This window comes from Natronolimnobius baerhuensis, assembly GCF_002177135.1.
Lineage (GTDB): Archaea > Halobacteriota > Halobacteria > Halobacteriales > Natrialbaceae > Natronolimnobius > Natronolimnobius baerhuensis.
On record NZ_MWPH01000002.1, the window covers coordinates 860,629 to 877,556 of the forward strand.

Here is a 16,928-nt window from a genome sequence, read left to right on the forward strand (position 1 = left end):
CGGACTGCTTTTTTGTAGGCGTCGTCAGTGCTCGTGCTCGTCTTCGTTTTCGTCGGGCACTGAGTCAGTTTCTTCGGCATCGTCGTTACCATCCGGGATTGCGTCTTCGTCAGCGTCAGCAGCCGAATCATCCTCGAGCAGGCGCTCGACGCTGCTGACGATCCGGTCGGCCTCGAGAACGCCCTCTGATTCCCACTGGACGGCGCCGGTGCTATCGATAACCATGAGGACCGGGTGGGTGACAACGTCGTACCGGTCCGTGAGTACGCGGCCGTCATCGTAGGCGAGCGTCCAGTCGCCGTCGTGGTCGACCCACCACTCCCGCAGTTGCTCGGGAGACTGCTGGCCCGTGACCGAGACGACGGTGAGTTCGTCGCCGTACTGGTCGCTGAGCCGTGTCTGTGCGTCGGCCATGTTTGGCATGAGCGACTGACAGCGCGAACAGACGGGCGAAAAGAACATCGCGAGCGTCAGCCCGTCGTTCGGAACCGTCAGCGTCTCCGCCTCGCTTCCGGGTGCCTCGAGCGTCTCGAGTTCGAACGGGCCGCTCGAGTCGGTGGTGTCGCCGTCGCTGTCGTTCTCAGCGGAGTCTGTCGCTGACTCGGATGGACTGTCGGCTCCCTCACCGAACGACAGTCCGCGCCAGAGCACGGCGGCGCTCCCGCCGAGGACGCCGACGCTTGCGACGCCAGCGAGCAATTCGCGGCGGTTCACGACGCCACCTCCGAAGGCAGACAGTGATTCTGGAACGGGATGGCCGCGCTCATACGACTCCTACACCGTCCAGCGAAAAGAGTCCCCGGGCAATCCACAAAGCATACGGTCCGGTCGTGACGAGCATCCGCGAGACATGATCCGAACGGTGAGTCGATGACCGAAGTCGAGAATCCGACGCCGCCGACCCACCGAGTGGGCTGGCTCCTCGCACAGGGCGTCTTCCTCCTCTGGCTCGCAAGCGTGCTGTATCTTTCCTATCGCGTGTTCGTCACTGGCCTCTCGCCCGCACAGCAACGGGCTGCTGATAGGTTCCCACAGGAGCCGATGGCGGCGCTCGCCGACCCGCTCGTTGCCGTCCTGTGTCTATCGGTCGTCGTCGGCGTCGGCATCGTCTGTTCGATCAGCTACTACGGATACAGGCAGTGGCGTGGCGCTCAGCGACGGCGACTCGAGCTCGAGCCAGATCTCGAGGTCGAAAACTGAGACGGATCGCTGTCGCTGACGAGCGCGACCGCGCGGTCGCTGTCCTTTTGCCCACTGAGTGCGGACTCGAGGCTGAGAACCGTGTCTGCCTCTCTCATCGCAACAGCCCTTGCGGGGGTCGTCTTCGGACTCGCAATCGCGGCTCCACCAGGGCCGATGAACGCCATTATCGCCGAGGAGAGCGTCATCCGCGGCTGGCTGGCAGGCTTCTGGGCCGGTGCCGGCGCGATGCTCGCGGACGTGCTCTTTTTCGTCCTGGTGCTCGCCGGCGTCGTCACCGTGATCGATCACGTGCCGGTTATTCGCCCGCTGCTCTATCTCGTCGGCGGTGTGCTCATGCTCTATTTCGCTATCGGAGCAATCAACGATGCGCGGTCTGCCTCCTCGTTCATCGGCGAGAACAACGGCTCCTCGAAGGGCTTTCGCAAAACGTTCGCGCTCTCGCTGACCAACCCCTACCAGATCGGTTTCTGGCTCACCGTCGGCGTCGGCTTGCTCGAGTCGGGGACGCTCGATGTCTTTGCACACGTTCCCACGGTCGGCGACTCGCTCAGCGGCACGCTGGTCGTCGAGACGGGCTCACCCGCGCTGATCGCCGGCTTTTTCGGCGGCATCGTGGTCTGGATCGTCGCCTACCCGGCTGCACTGGCCGCTGCCGGCCGCCGCGTCGATGCGCTCGCGCCGGTGATCGCTGCGCTCAGTGCCGTCGTCCTCGCCGGCTTTGGCGCAGTGTTTCTTGGCATTGGGGCACTCTCATTGCTCTAACGCACGGACGTTCCTGGGGCTAGTTGCTGCATATCTACTCACGAGTCCGATGAAAAATACGACGCTGTGTGGATGGGTGCTGTGTGAGAACGACTCTCCGGGGCCGTCTCAGCCCATCCCCGCAATCTCGTCCTCGAGCCACTCGCTGAACCACTTGACGCGTTTGAGTCGCTGGTGGGCGATTCCCTCAGCAGTGTCACTCTGGACGCGCGAGGCGGCGTCGTAGCCACGTTCGAGGACGCGCTCGACCATCTCGTTGCAATCCATGTGCGTCCGGGCTTCATAGCCCATCCGCAACAGCATGAGCGCGGTGCCGTTCGCACCGACTTTATCGAGCATGTCGGCCTCGATGAGACACTGCGTCTCGAGTGCGACGTCGTTTAAGTCGCCCTGATAGGAGTGGTGTTCAATCGCACGACACACTTGGGTGATGAACGATTCAGGGTACTCGACGCGGGAGTCAAGGTACTCGCGAGCGACGCGCGCGCCGGCTTCGGCGTGCAGTTCTTGGTCGGTCTCGAGTTTTGCGACGTCGTGAAAGAGGGCGGCGACGCGGGTGACGTCGACGTCTGCGCCTTCCTCGCGGGCGATCTCCTCAGAGAGTTCGACCACGTTGAGGATGTGGTTGTGCCGGTACTCCGCGGAGTGCCACGGATACCAGCGCATGCGCCCGCCTTCTTCTTCCTTCTCGACGCTAGCCGCGAGATACTCGAAGACGAACTGCTTCATCGCCTCGTATTCGGCGTCGGTGACCCTGGTTTCTTTTATCTCAACGCCCACGAAAGATCCCTCCGCAATAGACGAACGATAGTCATTGGGAGAATGTTCGGTCGTTTCGCTCTTTAGCCTTTGGTTCAGGGAACTTTCTCTCACGGATCGTGGCGGCTTATCAAACAATTGGCCTCTCGAGAGCCCGATCAGTATCAGCCGGTGCCCCAAGGATGACGGTTCTGGGGCGCAACCCGACGGGTATGACGGATCGTGTCTCACAGTCGGTTGCGGTCGTCACGGGCGGCGCACGCGGCATCGGCGAAGCGACCTGTCACCGCCTCGCCGAGGAAGGCGCAACGGTTGTCGTCGTCGACCGAGACGGCGACGAAGCACAGACAGTAGCCGACGAGATTACCGACGCGACAGGCCAGACAGCACTGGGACTCGAGGCTGACGTCGGCTCCGAGTCGGCGGTCGAATCGATGGCCGACGCAGTTGACTCGGCGTTCGGCCGCGTTGACATCCTCGTGAACAACGCGGCCATCCGCGTCGATCCAAAACCGGTTACCGAGGCGGACGAGGACAGCTGGGACCGCATCCTCGCGGTGAACCAGAAAGGCGTCGCATTTTGCTCCAAGCATCTGCTCCCGCTCATGGACGACGGCGGCGCGGTCGTCAACATCGCCTCAGTCGGCGCGGGGCTCGCTCGGCCCGACTGGGCGCAGTACGACTCGACCAAGGGAGCCATCGTCGCGATAACAAAGGATATGGCCTGCGATCATGCGAGCGACGGTATCCGCGTCAACGCCGTCTCGCCGGGCTGGGTCGTCACTGACTATCACCTCCCTGACGACGCCGAGGAGGCCGAGGCCATGCTCGAGGAGGAGACAACCCCGAATCCGGACGGGCCGGGGATACTGAAACGCGCGGCCGAACCTCGAGAAATCGCCGATGCGATTCTCTTTCTGGCTTCCGACGAGGCGTCGTTCATTACCGGCGAGAACCTCCTTGTCGACGGCGGTGCGACGGCGGTTGGAACGGGCCTCGAGTGGGAGGAGAATTTTGGGGACGCTGAAACATAGAACTAGTACACGGTCGGTAATCTAGCGCACCCGAGAAGCCTGCGCGCAGTACAGATGGTCTCTATTTCCTTCAAAATCGATTTCAGACTGGTCCAGCGCAAAATTATTGTGTGATTGGTGACAATATTCGTCTATGACCGAATGGATCGAAGTGACGACTGAGGACGGACCAAACGGAGGTGCCACCAAGCGCGTTCCAAAAGCGTGGGACGAATACAATCAACGAGCCAAACACGCTCTTCAGACGTTACGCGATCAATTCGGTGACAAGCCGGGATTTACTGGGTCTGGACTAGAAACGGGCGACCAAGCTATTGCTGGATACACCGTTTTTCAACCGGTGGTTCACGTTGAGGATGATCTTGCAGCAGAGATTCCCGACGAAATTGATGGGGTCCCAGTACGTATCGAACCACCGAAAGAAGAGGGTGTGGGGCTCGATTCGTTCTTTACGTCTTAGTTGCAGAATCGCTTTCCAATAGCCATCGTTCTGACCAGCGCATCCCACTACCAGTCAAGCTTCGTCAAACAACCCGGAGCGAAGCTCCGTGAGCTTGACGTCGGCTTACGCCTCGTCAAGCAACTCCTCACCGTCTTTCATATGCGCTGCGACCACGTCGAGGTCAACTTCCACGCCGAGGCCGGGTTCGTCCGGCACGTCGATCCGACCCGGCTCGAGAATGTCCTCCTCGACCACGTCGTTCCACCAGTCCACGTCGCGGGCGTGGTACTCGAGCGCGAGGAAGTTCGAGGCCGAGGCTCCGACGTGGGCGCTGGCCATCGTGCCAACGGGCGAGGCGACGTTGTGCAACGCGAGCGGGATGTAGTAGGCTTTCGCGAGGTTTGCGATCTTTTTCGTCTCGAGCATGCCGCCGTTTTTGGGCACGTCGGGGTGGATGATATCGAGGCCTTGATTCTCGACTAACTGGCGCGCGCCCTCGACCCGGTAGATGTTCTCGCCCGCGGCGATGGTGGTGTCCGTGTTGTGGGTGACGTACTCCTGGACGTCGTGATTTTCCGGCGGGACGGTGTCCTCGAGCCACCAGACGTCGTAGTCTTCGACGGCCGAGGCGAGTCGGCGGACAGTGTCGCCGGTCCAGCTCCAGTGACAGTCAAAGGCGATGTCCGCGCGGTCGCCGACGCGTTCGGTGACGGCCTCGACGATGGAAGCGCGGAAGTCGATTGCTCGAGCGTTCAGGTGCTTGTTTTTCGGGTCCTGAACGTGCTTGTCAGGACTGTCGAGATCGAACTTGATCGCGTCCCAGCCTTCGTCGACGACTGCTTCGGCCGCCCCAGCGTAGGCTTCGGGATCGTACGGATCCTCGTCAGACTCGTCGTCCATCGCGTCGTGGAGGTGGTCGCCCGCATGGACGTCGCAGTAGACGCGAACGTCTTCGCGGTGTTTCCCGCCGAGCAGTTGATGGGCGGGCACCTCGAGCAGTTTGCCGGCCAGATCGTGCAGCGCGAGGTCGATCCCCGAAATCGCGGTGACGCCGATACCGTTGATGCCGCCGCGGTAAGAGAGGTAGTCGAACAGTTCCGTACAGCGCGCGTCGATATCGACGGGATTCTTCCCGATGATGATGGGTTTGACCTCGTGGAGGTAGGCGTCCGCCCGCGGGCCGAGGACCATCTCACCGGTGCCGGTGACGCCTGCGTCCGTGTAGATGCGGACGAGCGTCCACTCGAAGGTCTCGCCGATTGTCGTCGTCTGGATATCTGTAATCGCGACGTCGCGGGGCGCACTCTCGTGTTCCATGTCACCCTCTGTCGGGTTCCAACATATAAATCGTCACATACCCGCACCTGTCGCCGTTTTCTCCGGGACAGAACAGTCCTACGGCTCACGAACCGATGCGAACTGGGGTTGTCGGCTACCGCTCGAGGCCGATCAGAGCGTCCCGTACCGATCCCAGACCTCGTAGACGCTGTCGCCGTCGCGGATGTCCGAGCGAACCTTGTTCTCCGTCTCGAGTTCGTCTTCAGCCTCGTCGATGACGTGCTCGAGGTCGTCTGGGTCGATGACGACGATGGATTCGTAGTCGGCGAAGACGACGTCGCCGGGGTTGATCGTTACGTCGTGGACCTCGACGGGGACGCCGTACTCCTGGAAGGCGACGCGACCGAACGACTCGATGGCGCTGTGGCCTTCCGCCCAGACGGGAAACTCGTGTTCTTCGATCAGTCGCGAATCCCGCGTTGGGCCGTCGATGAGCGCACCTTCCGCGCCGTTTTCTTGCACAATCGAACTCAGGAGTTCGCCCCAGAGGCCGACCTCCGTGTCTTTGGGCGCGGCCATCACGATGAAATCGCCGGGATCGGTCGCCTCGAGATAGTCGAAGAACTCAGAGCCTTCGTCTTCATCGTCATCGCCCTCTTTCTCGTAGCCAATTTCAACGCGCTGGGCGGGATGGGCAGTGCCGACTGTGGGCTCGCGCGACCACAGGGACTCGAGGCGCGTACAGGGAATCACGTTGTCTTTGATCCCCATTTCGTCGGTGACATCGTTTAGCAGGGCGCTGTGGAAATTCGTCAAGGTTTCACGCTGTTCACTGGTTACCATTGTCGTGCTCGGTGGCACCTTGTGCGCGGGGTATAAAATATCGGCTACCGGCACCGACCTCTGCCGGTTTCGCTTCGAGAGTGAGTACGATGTGAGTAAGTTTCCAGCCAGACAGTTTCGGCCGACACGGCCGCATTCGGTGGCTACTATATGCCGCGTGCTGACGTGGCTACCATGACACTCGAGCTCCCGACGCGATTCGAGCGAGACTGGGATCGGCCTGTTTCGGACGCCCCGCTGCGATTTGCCGTCATCGGTCTCGGTGGCTTCGCGCGCAACACCGCACTCCCCTGTATCGAGGAGTCGGACTACTGCGAGACAACCGCGGTCGTCAGCGGCTCGCCCGAAAAGGCCGCCGAGGTCGCGAGCGAGTTCGACGCCGAGCACGCGCTCACCTACGAGGAGTACGCCGACGGCGTCGGCAGCGAGGACTACGACGCGGTCTACGTCGTCACGCCGAACGCACTTCACCTCCCACACGTCGAGACTGCCGCCGACCTCGAGAAGGCCGTCCTCTGTGAGAAGCCACTCGAGGCGGATGCCGACCGCGCCGAGCGCCTGGTGGAGGTCTGTGAAGATGCGGGCGTCCCGCTGATGACTGCCTACCGGATGCAGGCCGCCCGCTCGATCCGCTGGATTCGCCGGCAGGTCGCGGACGGCCTCATCGGCGACCCCGTACAGATCCACGGGGAGTTCTCGTATCCGCTGCTCGCAAACGGCGGCGACCCGAATCAGTGGCGGATCGACCCCGACCTCTCGGGCGGGGCCGCCCTGATGGATATCGGCATCTATCCGATCAACACCGCCCGATACGTGCTCGACGCCGACCCCGTCGCCGCCCGCGGCACGACGCACAACCCCGACCCAGCCTTCGAGGGCGTTGACGAGCACGTCGCCGCGCAACTCGAGTTTCCCGATGCCGTCACGGCCTCGTGTACCGCGAGTTTCGGCGCATCGGTTGCGAGTCGATTCGCTATCACGGGCACCGAGGGCCGGATCGTCGTCGAATCCGTCTTCGGCGTCGACGACGCCTGCCACCTGACGATTGATGTCGATGGGAGCCACCTCGAGGGCACCGTGGCTGCTCCCCACGAGGTCAGCGAGGAGTTCGATTACTTCGCGACCGCGGTGCTGACGGAGATGGGTCTCGCACCCGACGGTCGACACGGGCTCACTGACGTCCAGATCGCTGAGGCGGTGTACGAGTCGGCCGAGGAGGGGACTCGAGTCGAGTTGTAGGTTCGATCACTCGGTCCAGAACGCTCGCTGTCGCTCCTCGATCTCTTGCAGGACCGCTGTAAGGACATCGCGCCAATCTTCGGGATGGGACGTATCGATCCCCGGGGTCGGTGCGTCGGGTCCCGGGTGGATGTGCTCACGAGCGTTGTGGTCTGATGGGTGGCGATCCCACCGATGATCGAACGTTCCTGCAGTGTGTTCTTCGTGATACTGGATCGTGAAATCGCCGTTTTTGAACCAGATGTATTCGACTCGAGCCGTCTCGACGGTGGGCGGGTAGAACGCCGATTCGTAGACACAGACCACACGATTCGGCGCGAACGCGGGGTGACTGTCGACGCGTTCAAACCGCTCGTTTGTCTCGAGTCGATCTGCAATCGTCTCTAATCGGTCGAAATCGACCGGTGCGCCGCTATCGTCGCGACCCCACGTGTCGTCGCTGCGCTCGGTCATACGGCTGTTCGTTCGTCGGTCGATGTTCCGGAATCAGCCATGAGCGCGCGCTCGAGGAGATCGATTCGGCGGCGGGTCGTCTGCCACGATGAAAGTTCTTCCCAGGCATCCGCAACTGGCTGGTCAGTCGCTGAGGCGTATTCGGTAATCGAGATGTCGCTCGGTGAGTCGACCCCGAACGTTACGGCGAACTCTTCGTCAGCCGCTCGTTCGGTTTCGAGCGCAGACAGGAGTTCATCGACCGTGTACTGGGTCTGGAGTTGCTGGACGCGACGCCAGCGAAGATAGCCGTCGTTTCGTTCGTACGTCGCCGGCGATTCGGTGACCTGCGTCACGATTCCCATCCGCTCGAACCAGTCCAGGTACTCCCGCGCCGCATCGACGCCGTGACCGGCGAGGTCGGCAATATCACCGACCGTCGCCGGGCTGTCTAGTCCGAGGACGGCGTCGAAGAAGTCGTCGCGCGTTCGCTCTCCGCGGACGAGATTTTGTGGGTCCGTCAGCGCGTCGAAATCAGGCGCCGACTCGCGCTCGTCGGCGTCCGCTTGCAGTTCCGGGTCCGGTTCTTCCATAGTCGGCTGTCGTCTTGCGACGGAATAAATCTTTAGCCAATGGAATATTCCGTACGAATCTGTAGACTCCGGAAAGGGCCGGTGACTCCCTCCTGCCTCCTCTCCTCTCTTCTTCGTTGCGGCCGCGGTAGCCGTCGGCTGCGAGATACCGAGCCGTCGTAATGAGTGACAGTTTTATCGATGACTATCGAGTTGAAAATGTGAAACGACGCGGATTGCTGCTCGGGCTGACTGCAGGTGCGGTCGGTCTGGCAGGCTGTACGTCGTCCGAGGACGAACCATCGCCGCTGGATGCGGCGGTCGAAATCACCGACGCGCTCTGTGACGAGACCGAAACCCGTACGGAGCTACATCGGGAGTCCGAGGGCAAGGTCGTTGCCGACGGCGTCGTCACGAACCTGGCGGCCGGGGAAGGTCTTCGGTCGATCCTGTTGACTCCGCAGGAGGACGAGCCAAACGAGGGACCACTGCTCTGTGTAATCGAGACAAGGGAACGGGCCGAAGACGGCGTCGACTGTGCGGGCAGCGTTTCCTACACCGCGGTGATCGAATTCGATCCGTCGCGGTACGCTGAGGTTGAGGTCTTGAACCGAGACGACGAGTACGCCGAGTCTATCGACCTGTAACCGCGTTCCTCATCGGTTTCGTTGCGACGACTGGTCAGTTATCATCCCAGATACTGCCGTCCGTTAACGTGAAACGGTCGGGCGGTGAACAGGGGCCTATGAGTACCGAACAGGAGGAGGCGTCGATCCGGTGTCTCGTCGCCAAAGTCGGACTCGACGGTCACGACCGGGGCGCACACGTCATCTCGAGGGCGTTTCGAGACGCCGGCTTCGAGGTCATCTACTCGGGACTGCACAACGCGCCCGAGGAGATCGTCCAGGCCGCGGTCCAAGAGGACGTCGACGTGCTCGGCATTTCGATCCTCTCCGGCGCACACGACACGCTCGTCCCGAAGATCATGGACGGCTTAGCGGAGTACGGCGCAAAGGAGGACACGCTCGTGCTCGTCGGCGGCGTCATCCCCGAGGAGGATCGTCCGGCGCTCGAGTCGGCGGGCGTCGCCCAGATTTTCGGCCCCGGAACGTCGATTGAAGAAACCATTTCGTTCGTCCGGGAGAACGCACCCGAGCGATGAGCGGCGCTAGCGACGCTGCCGGAGCGGGTGGCCACGAGGAGTTACTCGAGGACCTGCTTGCGGGCGAACACCGCGCACTGGCCCGCGTCATATCGAAGATCGAGGATCGCGCGCCGGGCTACCGGGACCTCGTTTCCGACCTCTACGCGCACACGGGCGGGGCGGACGTAATCGGGATCACGGGCAGCCCCGGTGCCGGGAAGTCGACGCTGGTGGACAAACTCGCAGAAACCTATCGCGACCGGGGCGAAACGGTCGGCATCATCGCGATTGACCCCTCTTCACCGTTTACTGGCGGTGCGGTGCTCGGCGACCGGATTCGAATGGCCTCGACTGTGGGCGATATGGACGTCTTCGTGCGGTCGATGAGCGCCCGCGGGACGCTTGGCGGCCTCTCGACTGCCACCGCGGACGCGGTCAAGGCGATGGATGCTTTCGGCAAGGACAAGGTAATCATCGAAACTGTCGGTGCTGGACAGAACGAGATCGATATCGTCCGCACCGCAGACACCGTCGCCGTCCTCGTCCCGCCGGGGTCGGGCGACGACATCCAGACGCTCAAAGCCGGGATCCTCGAGATCGCGGACGTGTTCGTGGTCAACAAGGCCGACCGCGACGGGGCCGACCGAACGGTCCAGGAACTCGAGGAGATGATCCATCTCGGCGAGGGCACGAGCACTGGCGGGACCGGACATCACGGCGTCGACGGAATGGCCGCGGCTGAGACCACGACCGACGCGGCCGACACTGGGAACTGGTCACCGCCAATCGTCGAAACCGTTGCGACGACCGGTGAGGGCATCGAGGCGTTTCTCGAGGAACTCGCGGCCCATCGGGGGTTCCTCGAGTCGACGGGGACCCGCACGGAACTGGCACGCAAGCGCCACGCCGAGGAGATCCGGACGCTTCTCCGGGCGGACGTCAACAGCCTTCTCGAGGCCGAACTCGAGCGCACGGGTGGGATTGATGCCCTCGCGGACGCCGTTCGAACGGGCGAGACCGACCCGTACTCGATTGCCGATGCCGTACTCGAGCCACTCGAGGCGTGTCTGGCGGAGGTCGACCTTAATCTCGAGCGCAGTAGTGAGACTGAGGGCGGGGGCGGGAGCGAGAGAGATATCAGTAATTCAACGCTCGGACGTGACGACCCCTCGCAGTGAGGGAGGACGCTGACTCGCGGACTGTCACGAGGTGACGCCGTTGAAACTCATGTTCAGACACACATCGAATGAAACAGCCAGTCAGTGAGGCCTGCGGACTGTGAAGTTGACCGGAATGTTTTTTCTTCAACTACGGACACGTCATACCATGTCCATCCCTCCCTCGTCCCGCCGGACGGTCCTCGGCACTCTCTCAACGCTCGCACTGGGGGCAATCGCTGGCTGCAATATGCCTTCGAGGAGTGGCGATGAAGAAGGGGCAGCCTACCGTAACTGGCTGTACGACCCCAGCGACTATATCGATGAGGAGATGCGGTCTGAAATGTGGTTCGAATCGCCGACAGAACTGGTGGCCGCCGAGGAATACCTCCACGACCGCGTGCGAGGGGAGTACGTGAATGGGTGGCTGAACAGAGGGCCCGACATGGCCACTGTCGAGTGGGCGATGTTTTATGCCGACCAATTAGTAAACGCGCCGTCTGTTCAGGCGTACGGTGGCTCATTCGATGCGAGCACTGCCAGAGAAACGACGGCAACCCACGGGGGTTCCGTTGACGACGCCGAGTCGCTCGGGTCCGTTAACGGGTATGAACTAGTCGCATACGACGAGGACCGATACGGCCTCTATAAAGACGGTGAAGCGGTCAACGTCGGTTTCGCTTCTGAAGACGTGGTTCGTGATCTCGTAGCCGAGCGAGCGGAGTCGCCGTTGGACCGTGCCGAGGGCGTCGAACAGCTCATTGACTGTATCGGGTTCGGAACAACCGCCTCGTTGAACGTCCAGACTGGGGACGACCTCGAGTTTACCGGGTCCGGTGTTGGGTATACGGTCGATGGCGAAACGACCGCCGTGCGGTTTGCCCACCTGAACGGGGAGATGTCTCTTGACCAACTCCGAGAGCTCGGCGACGACAGTGACGCACTCTCGTCGGTGACCGTCGATGAAGACGGGCCGGTCCGATGGCTGGAGGGGACAGTCGACACCGACCGTACCGCGCTTGATGGCACGATGTTCCACGTAGGCGAGGCTCCGTTCGAGTGAACGCGGGTACGCTGGTACGTATCCAACCCCGGTTACCAGAACGCGGACCACGAGTCGATGCCGCCTCGGCTACACTCCACGCTGGAGGAACGATCTACAGCCTTCGACGATCGACTTTTCGGTACGGCTCACGAGGTGTATACTGACCGCAGTTCTAAGGCCATCGCGGCCATACTAACTCGTATGAACGCCCGAACAGTCCTCGGTGCAGCGCTCGGAAGCGTTGGTGCAGCCGTCGTCGGCAATCGCCTGCTCACAAAGCGGGCGGGCGACCTCGAGAACCCGCTCGAGGGCGTCGAACGAACGTATCGCTGGCGCGGGATGGAGACACGATACACCGTTGCTGGCGATCCGAACGATCCGGATATGCTCTTGCTTCATGGCGTCCACGCGGGAGCGAGCAGCAACGAATTCAGCCCTGTGTTCGAGCGATTGGCCGAAGACTATCACGTGTTCGCCGTCGACCTACCCGGGTTTGGTCGCTCGAATCGCCCGCCGCTTGTCTACTCGCCGACGCTGTATGCGGAGTTCATCCGTGACTTCGCGGGCGACGTCACCGAGTCACCACTCGTCGTCGCCTCCTCACTGACCGGCGCGTTCGCCGTCGACGCTGCAGGCGACGCCGAACTCGAGTCCGAGTTTGCTCACCTCGTCCTGATCTGTCCGACCGGCGACACCGGCGATGAACGCCCGTGGCTGCGCACGCTCGTTCGCACGCCGATTCTCGGCACGACGCTGTTCAATCTGTTCGCGAGCAAACCGTCACTGCGCTATTTCTACGACCGAGATGGCTACTACGAGAGTGACCGCATCGACGCCGAAGAAATCGCCTACGCCTGGGATAGCGCCCACCAACCGGGCGCTCGGTACGCTCCCGCATCCTTTGCCGCCGGCACGCTCGACCCCGAGTTCGACCTCGCGACGGAACTGGCCGCCCTCGAGACGGACACGACGCTCGTCTGGGGACGTGATTCGGAACTCGTTCCGCTTCGAGACGGGCGGGACCTGGCCACGGCTGCGGATCTCGACCTGGTCGTCATCGACTACGCGACGCAGTTGCCACACGCCGAACACCCCGACCGGTTCGTCGAGTATCTGACGGCAGAACTCCTCGAGGCAGGCCCAGCGGGTGCGGACACGAGTTCGGACGAGTAACCGTCTCCTGCGCATAGGCACCGCTTGCGGTCATCGCTCGGAGCCAGCGCGATTCGGTAGTACGATCAGTCAGCGACGGCAACCTCGAGGTCGTCGCGGTCGACGGCCAGTCGGAACGTGGGGACGGTTCGGTACTCGACCTCGACGACGTCTTTCCGGCGGAGACTCTGGAGGCCCGAGCGGACGTCTTCAGCCGACGGATCGACATCGTAGGCCTCGCGGAGGCTGTGGAGCACGGAGACGACGCTCTCCGATTCCTCCTCGGGACCGGCGAGTACGTCGACGATCTGTGCCTGCAGTTCGGGGACGCGAATGCGCGAGGGCGCGCCGTCCGAGTCTGGATCGCTTTCGATTCCCGGTTCGACATCGACGAGATCGTTGGCCTCCGCGGTTGCGCGAATCAGGCTGTTGTCGTCGCGAAAGTAGTAGTCGCCGAGTTCGTTCTCGAGATACTGGTGGACCTCACTGCCGCTTTCGACCCCCCATCGGTCCTGTAGCTCGGAATTTTTCGTCGGCTGTAGCTCCACCACGTCTGCCAGGCGCCCTTTGGCCTCCTCCGAAAGCGTCATCGTCGCATCGTATGTGGATCCGGTACTTTTGCGTTGCGTCCCGCGTGTCGCCGATTAGTCACTCCCGACGAACGGCAACGGAATCGGCTCCGTCGACTCGAGGCTCTCTTCGACCTGCGTGTAGACGAGGATGGCCCCCATCGCTGCGAGGACGGTGCCGAAGATAAACGGTACGTGGAAGCCGTACTCGATCAGTGCGCCGGAGGAGAACGGCCCAATGGCGATGCCAAAGCCAAAGGCCATCGTCAACACGGAGAGTTTCGAGCCGGATTCGCCCTCGGGCGCGAGATCGCCGGCAAGCGCGAGTGCCGGGGCGAACACCATCGCGCCCGCGATCCCCTGAGCAAGCCGTGCGACAAACATCGACTCAGGAGTCAGGATGAAGCCTTGAACCAGCGTCGAGGGGACCAAGATGACCATCCCGGTGACGATGAACGGCCGGCGTCCAAACCGGTCGCAGGCTCGTCCGATTGGGGTCTGTAAGACGATCTGGGCGACGATAAACGCCGCAAACTGCAGGCCAAACCAGGTCGCCCCCTGCCCAAGACGTTCGTTGACCTGTGGCTGTATCGTCGCAAACAGGGCAATCGAGGCGGCCATACACAGCGAGGCGAGTCCGAGCGTGAAGATGGGATCGAAGACCTTCGACCCTGAGCGGTCCCAGACGTCAATCGAGAGGTCTGCGCCCGCGGTTGCGTTCGTCGTGTCGGGGTCCGTGATGAGGACGGTCACGAGCAGGTAGCTTAGACTGGCAGTGATTACGGCGATGTAGAAGGCGGCGTCGAAGCCGCTGATGGCCAATCCGCCGGGAAGCGTGTAGGGGCCGAGATTGACCACTGCGCCGGCGGCGACCGGGCCGGCCCCGAAGCCGACCAGCCGGAACGTGTTGTAGACGCCCATATTGCCGCCGCGGTCGCCCGTCGTCGCGAGTTCGTTCACCAGCGCGACCGACGCGGGGATGATAAACGAGACGCTGATCCCCTGCAAGCCGCGGATAACGACCAGCGAGAGGTAGCTTCCGGCGAAGACGTACGCAAGGTTCGTCACTGCCAGCCCGCCCAGCCCGATCAAAATAAACAGTTTTCGCCGCCCTGTTCGATCCGAGAGTCGGCCCGTCAACGGCTGAAAGCTGCTGTTGAGAAATCCAAACAGCGAAAGGATGATCCCGATGATCATCGACTCCGAGAGGCCGAACGTTTCCCCGCCGACGATCCCGCTCGTCACGTACAGCGGGATCACGATAATCAGAAACGAGTTCCCGATGCCATCGGCCATCCGTGCAAACGCCAGCGCGAGCACTCGCCGGTCGACAGCAAACTGCGCGATGGCCACTCGGAACAGCCGACTCGCCCAGCCAACCGGTGTTCGGAACCACTCGAGCAGTCGTCGCATCCATCCCTACTGCATCGTCGCACCCGTTTATACTTTCGAACCGAAACGTCGCTCTGGTGGACTGTCGCTCCCATCGTCAACGAGTTACAAGCCATCCGCTGTCGTAGCTCCGTCCATGTCCGAAATCAAACTGAGCCGCATCGAAACCGTCCTCGCCGACCTCGAGTACCCCGCAACGAACGACGAAGTTGCCAGCGAGTTTTCGGATACAACCCTGTTGCTCGCCGACGGCGAACGAAACCTCGGCACGCTCGTCGAACGCAGCGAGGCCAACCAGTTCGAGTCGACAGACGACCTCAAGACTGCGTTACATAACGTCTTACCGCGCGAGGCGGTCGGCGAGCCGTACCAGTCGGAAGGCGAGGGCTAGTGGCGATCCAGATTCGAGTGACAGGATGAGCAATTGCCGGATCGAATCAACTTCATACTCGAACCAACTGGGACGGACCAGTGTCTGTCCGACGGGAACGCCGGAAAATTGGTTCCCCAGACGATTTTCCTACTCGCCGATGGCGTAGACACCACCCGACTGGGTCGTCGCGATCACCGTTTCGTCGACGACAGCCGGCTGCGTGCCACTCGTCAGTTCAACGGAGTCGACACCGTCGACCTCCTCCCACGGGAGTCCGAACTCGCTATCGTGGGTCCAGATAGGTTCCCCGTTGTCGGGGTCAAGCGCCGTCACCTGTCCGAAGGTGTGCCGGTAGAGCACGTCAACTCCCATCGCGACCGCAGGCCCGAGTTCGTCAGTCCCGCTGACCCACCGCGACTCGCCCGTTTCGGCCTCGAGCGCGACGATACTGCTTGGATCCTGCTCGTCGTCGACAAGCTCGAGGGTATCCGAACTCGTTTCAGCGCTAACGCTGACGTAGACGGTATCGCCGTCGACGACGGGCGGTGCGTTCGACACGTGTGCCGCCTCGAGTTCGGGAGCGTCAAAGCGCCACTGTTCCTCGCCTGAGTCCCGACCGAGCGCGAGTAGCGGTCGTTCCCCCGATCCCGTACCGACGTAGAGGCGCTCGTCGTCGACTGCGGGGGAACTCATCGGCAAGCCGCCATCGCTGTCCCACTCGTCGTACACCCACTGGCGCTCGCCGGATTCGGCCTCGAGGGCAACGGCCCCCTGAAAGCTATCTTCCGGCTCGCCGTCCTCGTCGAATTCGATGATCTGTCCCACCGAGTACACCGTCTCATCTACGACAGCGGGCGTACTCCCCAGCCCGGCACCCGGTTCGCGCCACAGCTCGTCACCGGAATCGGCCTCGAGCGTCAGAATCGAGGTGCGAACGTCGGTCGAGACGTGGAGGCGGCCGTCGCTGACGGTACAGGCGGAGTGAATCCGCCCGTCGGCGTCGGCAGTCCATTCCTCGTCGCCGTCGGTCGTCACCGCGTGAACCGTGTCGGTGTCGGCGACGTAGATCGTGTCCTCGGCGATTGTCGGCGTGTAGTAGATGTCCTCGCCGACGGAGTACGTCCACAGTTCGTCGCCGGTCTCGAGATCGAGAGCGTACAGCGTGCCGTCAGCCGAGCCGGCGTAGACGACATCGTCGGCGACGACTGGTGCGGTCGTGATCGGCTCGGTATCGACGCTCCAGCGTTCATCGGGATCGCTTGGACCCTGAACGCTCGTTTTGCCGGTGTTGCCGTTGTTGTGGCCGAGTGAGAGCCAATCCTCGTGGTCGAACGTCTCGGTTTCTGCGGAACCGAGACACCCGGCAAGGGAGAGGGCGACGAGCCCACCGGTTAGTTGCAGGGCAGTTCGTCGACTAACCGTGGTCGTGGTCTCGCCCGGGGACCGTGTCGGGTTACTAACCATACAGACCGTTTATCACGTATCACCTTAACAGCTTTGCAAAAATCTGCAACATTCACATTCTGATCCGA

General features: G+C 62.3%; 20 protein-coding genes. 11 read left to right on the forward strand and 9 right to left on the reverse strand.

The genetic code is table 11. The features are described 5' to 3' along the window. Positions 1-24: 24 nt before the first annotated feature. Positions 25-714 carry a TlpA family protein disulfide reductase gene (locus tag B2G88_RS10495; RefSeq protein WP_087714730.1) on the reverse strand — a complete coding sequence of 230 codons (690 nt, stop codon included), beginning with the start codon at positions 712-714 and terminating at the stop codon, positions 25-27. Between the two features lie 156 nt (positions 715-870). On the opposite strand from B2G88_RS10495, the gene B2G88_RS10500 reads away from it, so the two are divergent. Beyond that, a complete protein-coding gene (locus B2G88_RS10500; protein ID WP_054862970.1) occupies positions 871-1,200 on the forward strand; it encodes a hypothetical protein in 330 nt (109 codons plus the stop codon). Between the two features lie 81 nt (positions 1,201-1,281). Next, positions 1,282-1,965 carry a LysE family translocator gene (locus B2G88_RS10505; RefSeq protein WP_245835349.1) on the forward strand — a complete coding sequence of 228 codons (684 nt, stop codon included), beginning with the start codon at positions 1,282-1,284 and terminating at the stop codon, positions 1,963-1,965. A gap of 108 nt (positions 1,966-2,073) precedes the next feature. Here the strand turns inward: B2G88_RS10505 and B2G88_RS10510 are convergent, their stop codons facing one another. Continuing rightward, positions 2,074-2,745 (reverse strand): HD domain-containing protein, encoded by a 672-nt coding sequence (locus B2G88_RS10510; RefSeq protein ID WP_087714732.1) that lies wholly within the window; start codon positions 2,743-2,745, stop codon positions 2,074-2,076. 191 nt (positions 2,746-2,936) lie between these two features. Here B2G88_RS10510 and B2G88_RS10515 point away from each other — a divergent pair, with 191 nt between their 5' ends. Both B2G88_RS10515 and B2G88_RS10520 read left to right on the forward strand, forming a co-directional pair. Further along, on the forward strand, positions 2,937-3,758 hold the full coding sequence (locus B2G88_RS10515; RefSeq protein ID WP_087714960.1) for an SDR family NAD(P)-dependent oxidoreductase: 822 nt from the start codon (positions 2,937-2,939) through the stop codon (positions 3,756-3,758). A gap of 133 nt (positions 3,759-3,891) precedes the next feature. Further along, positions 3,892-4,218, forward strand: a complete 327-nt coding sequence (locus B2G88_RS10520; RefSeq protein ID WP_054862973.1) for a hypothetical protein — start codon at positions 3,892-3,894, stop codon at positions 4,216-4,218. Positions 4,219-4,323: 105 nt separating this feature from the next. On the opposite strand, the gene B2G88_RS10525 is transcribed toward B2G88_RS10520, so the two are convergent. Together B2G88_RS10525 and B2G88_RS10530 are read right to left on the reverse strand one after the other, a co-directional pair. Then, positions 4,324-5,517 carry a mandelate racemase/muconate lactonizing enzyme family protein gene (locus B2G88_RS10525; protein ID WP_087714733.1) on the reverse strand — a complete coding sequence of 398 codons (1,194 nt, stop codon included), beginning with the start codon at positions 5,515-5,517 and terminating at the stop codon, positions 4,324-4,326. Between the two features lie 132 nt (positions 5,518-5,649). Next, positions 5,650-6,321 (reverse strand): RraA family protein, encoded by a 672-nt coding sequence (locus B2G88_RS10530; RefSeq protein ID WP_087714734.1) that lies wholly within the window; start codon positions 6,319-6,321, stop codon positions 5,650-5,652. Between the two features lie 174 nt (positions 6,322-6,495). On the opposite strand from B2G88_RS10530, the gene gfo6 reads away from it, so the two are divergent. Further along, positions 6,496-7,560: a D-xylose 1-dehydrogenase Gfo6 gene (gene gfo6 / locus B2G88_RS10535; RefSeq protein WP_087714735.1), complete on the forward strand. Its 1,065-nt coding sequence runs from the start codon at positions 6,496-6,498 to the stop codon at positions 7,558-7,560. 6 nt (positions 7,561-7,566) lie between these two features. Here the strand turns inward: gfo6 and B2G88_RS10540 are convergent, their stop codons facing one another. Further along, the gene (locus B2G88_RS10540; protein ID WP_054862978.1) at positions 7,567-8,013 is read right to left on the reverse strand and encodes a hypothetical protein; all 447 of its coding nucleotides are present in this window, start codon (positions 8,011-8,013) and stop codon (positions 7,567-7,569) included. Continuing rightward, positions 8,010-8,585 (reverse strand): DUF7342 family protein, encoded by a 576-nt coding sequence (locus B2G88_RS10545; protein WP_054862979.1) that lies wholly within the window; start codon positions 8,583-8,585, stop codon positions 8,010-8,012. Before B2G88_RS10545 ends, B2G88_RS10540 begins: the two co-directional genes overlap by 4 nt. Positions 8,586-8,785: 200 nt before the next feature. Here B2G88_RS10545 and B2G88_RS10550 point away from each other — a divergent pair, with 200 nt between their 5' ends. From B2G88_RS10550 to B2G88_RS10570, 5 genes are all read left to right on the forward strand, one after another. Then, a complete protein-coding gene (locus B2G88_RS10550) occupies positions 8,786-9,211 on the forward strand; it encodes a hypothetical protein (RefSeq protein WP_140408837.1) in 426 nt (141 codons plus the stop codon). A gap of 98 nt (positions 9,212-9,309) precedes the next feature. Further along, positions 9,310-9,726 carry a cobalamin B12-binding domain-containing protein gene (locus B2G88_RS10555; protein WP_087714737.1) on the forward strand — a complete coding sequence of 139 codons (417 nt, stop codon included), beginning with the start codon at positions 9,310-9,312 and terminating at the stop codon, positions 9,724-9,726. After that, positions 9,723-10,886, forward strand: a complete 1,164-nt coding sequence (gene meaB, locus B2G88_RS10560) for a methylmalonyl Co-A mutase-associated GTPase MeaB (RefSeq protein WP_087714738.1) — start codon at positions 9,723-9,725, stop codon at positions 10,884-10,886. The genes B2G88_RS10555 and meaB overlap by 4 nt, the downstream gene beginning before the upstream one ends. 148 nt (positions 10,887-11,034) lie before the next feature. Continuing rightward, positions 11,035-11,928: a hypothetical protein gene (locus B2G88_RS10565; RefSeq protein WP_140408838.1), complete on the forward strand. Its 894-nt coding sequence runs from the start codon at positions 11,035-11,037 to the stop codon at positions 11,926-11,928. A 183-nt stretch (positions 11,929-12,111) separates the two neighbouring features. Beyond that, positions 12,112-13,083 (forward strand): alpha/beta fold hydrolase, encoded by a 972-nt coding sequence (locus B2G88_RS10570; RefSeq protein WP_054862982.1) that lies wholly within the window; start codon positions 12,112-12,114, stop codon positions 13,081-13,083. Positions 13,084-13,148: 65 nt separating this feature from the next. Here B2G88_RS10570 and B2G88_RS10575 read toward each other — a convergent pair whose 3' ends face one another. Next, on the reverse strand, positions 13,149-13,652 hold the full coding sequence (locus B2G88_RS10575; protein ID WP_054862983.1) for a DUF5797 family protein: 504 nt from the start codon (positions 13,650-13,652) through the stop codon (positions 13,149-13,151). A 54-nt stretch (positions 13,653-13,706) separates the two neighbouring features. Then, positions 13,707-15,044, reverse strand: coding sequence for an MFS transporter (locus B2G88_RS10580; protein WP_087714739.1), 1,338 nt, complete (start codon positions 15,042-15,044; stop codon positions 13,707-13,709). Positions 15,045-15,159: 115 nt separating this feature from the next. On the opposite strand from B2G88_RS10580, the gene B2G88_RS10585 reads away from it, so the two are divergent. Then, on the forward strand, positions 15,160-15,414 hold the full coding sequence (locus tag B2G88_RS10585; protein ID WP_054862984.1) for a DUF5789 family protein: 255 nt from the start codon (positions 15,160-15,162) through the stop codon (positions 15,412-15,414). A gap of 129 nt (positions 15,415-15,543) precedes the next feature. Here the strand turns inward: B2G88_RS10585 and B2G88_RS10590 are convergent, their stop codons facing one another. Continuing rightward, a complete protein-coding gene (locus B2G88_RS10590; RefSeq protein WP_087714740.1) occupies positions 15,544-16,860 on the reverse strand; it encodes an outer membrane protein assembly factor BamB family protein in 1,317 nt (438 codons plus the stop codon). Positions 16,861-16,928: the final 68 nt, after the last annotated feature.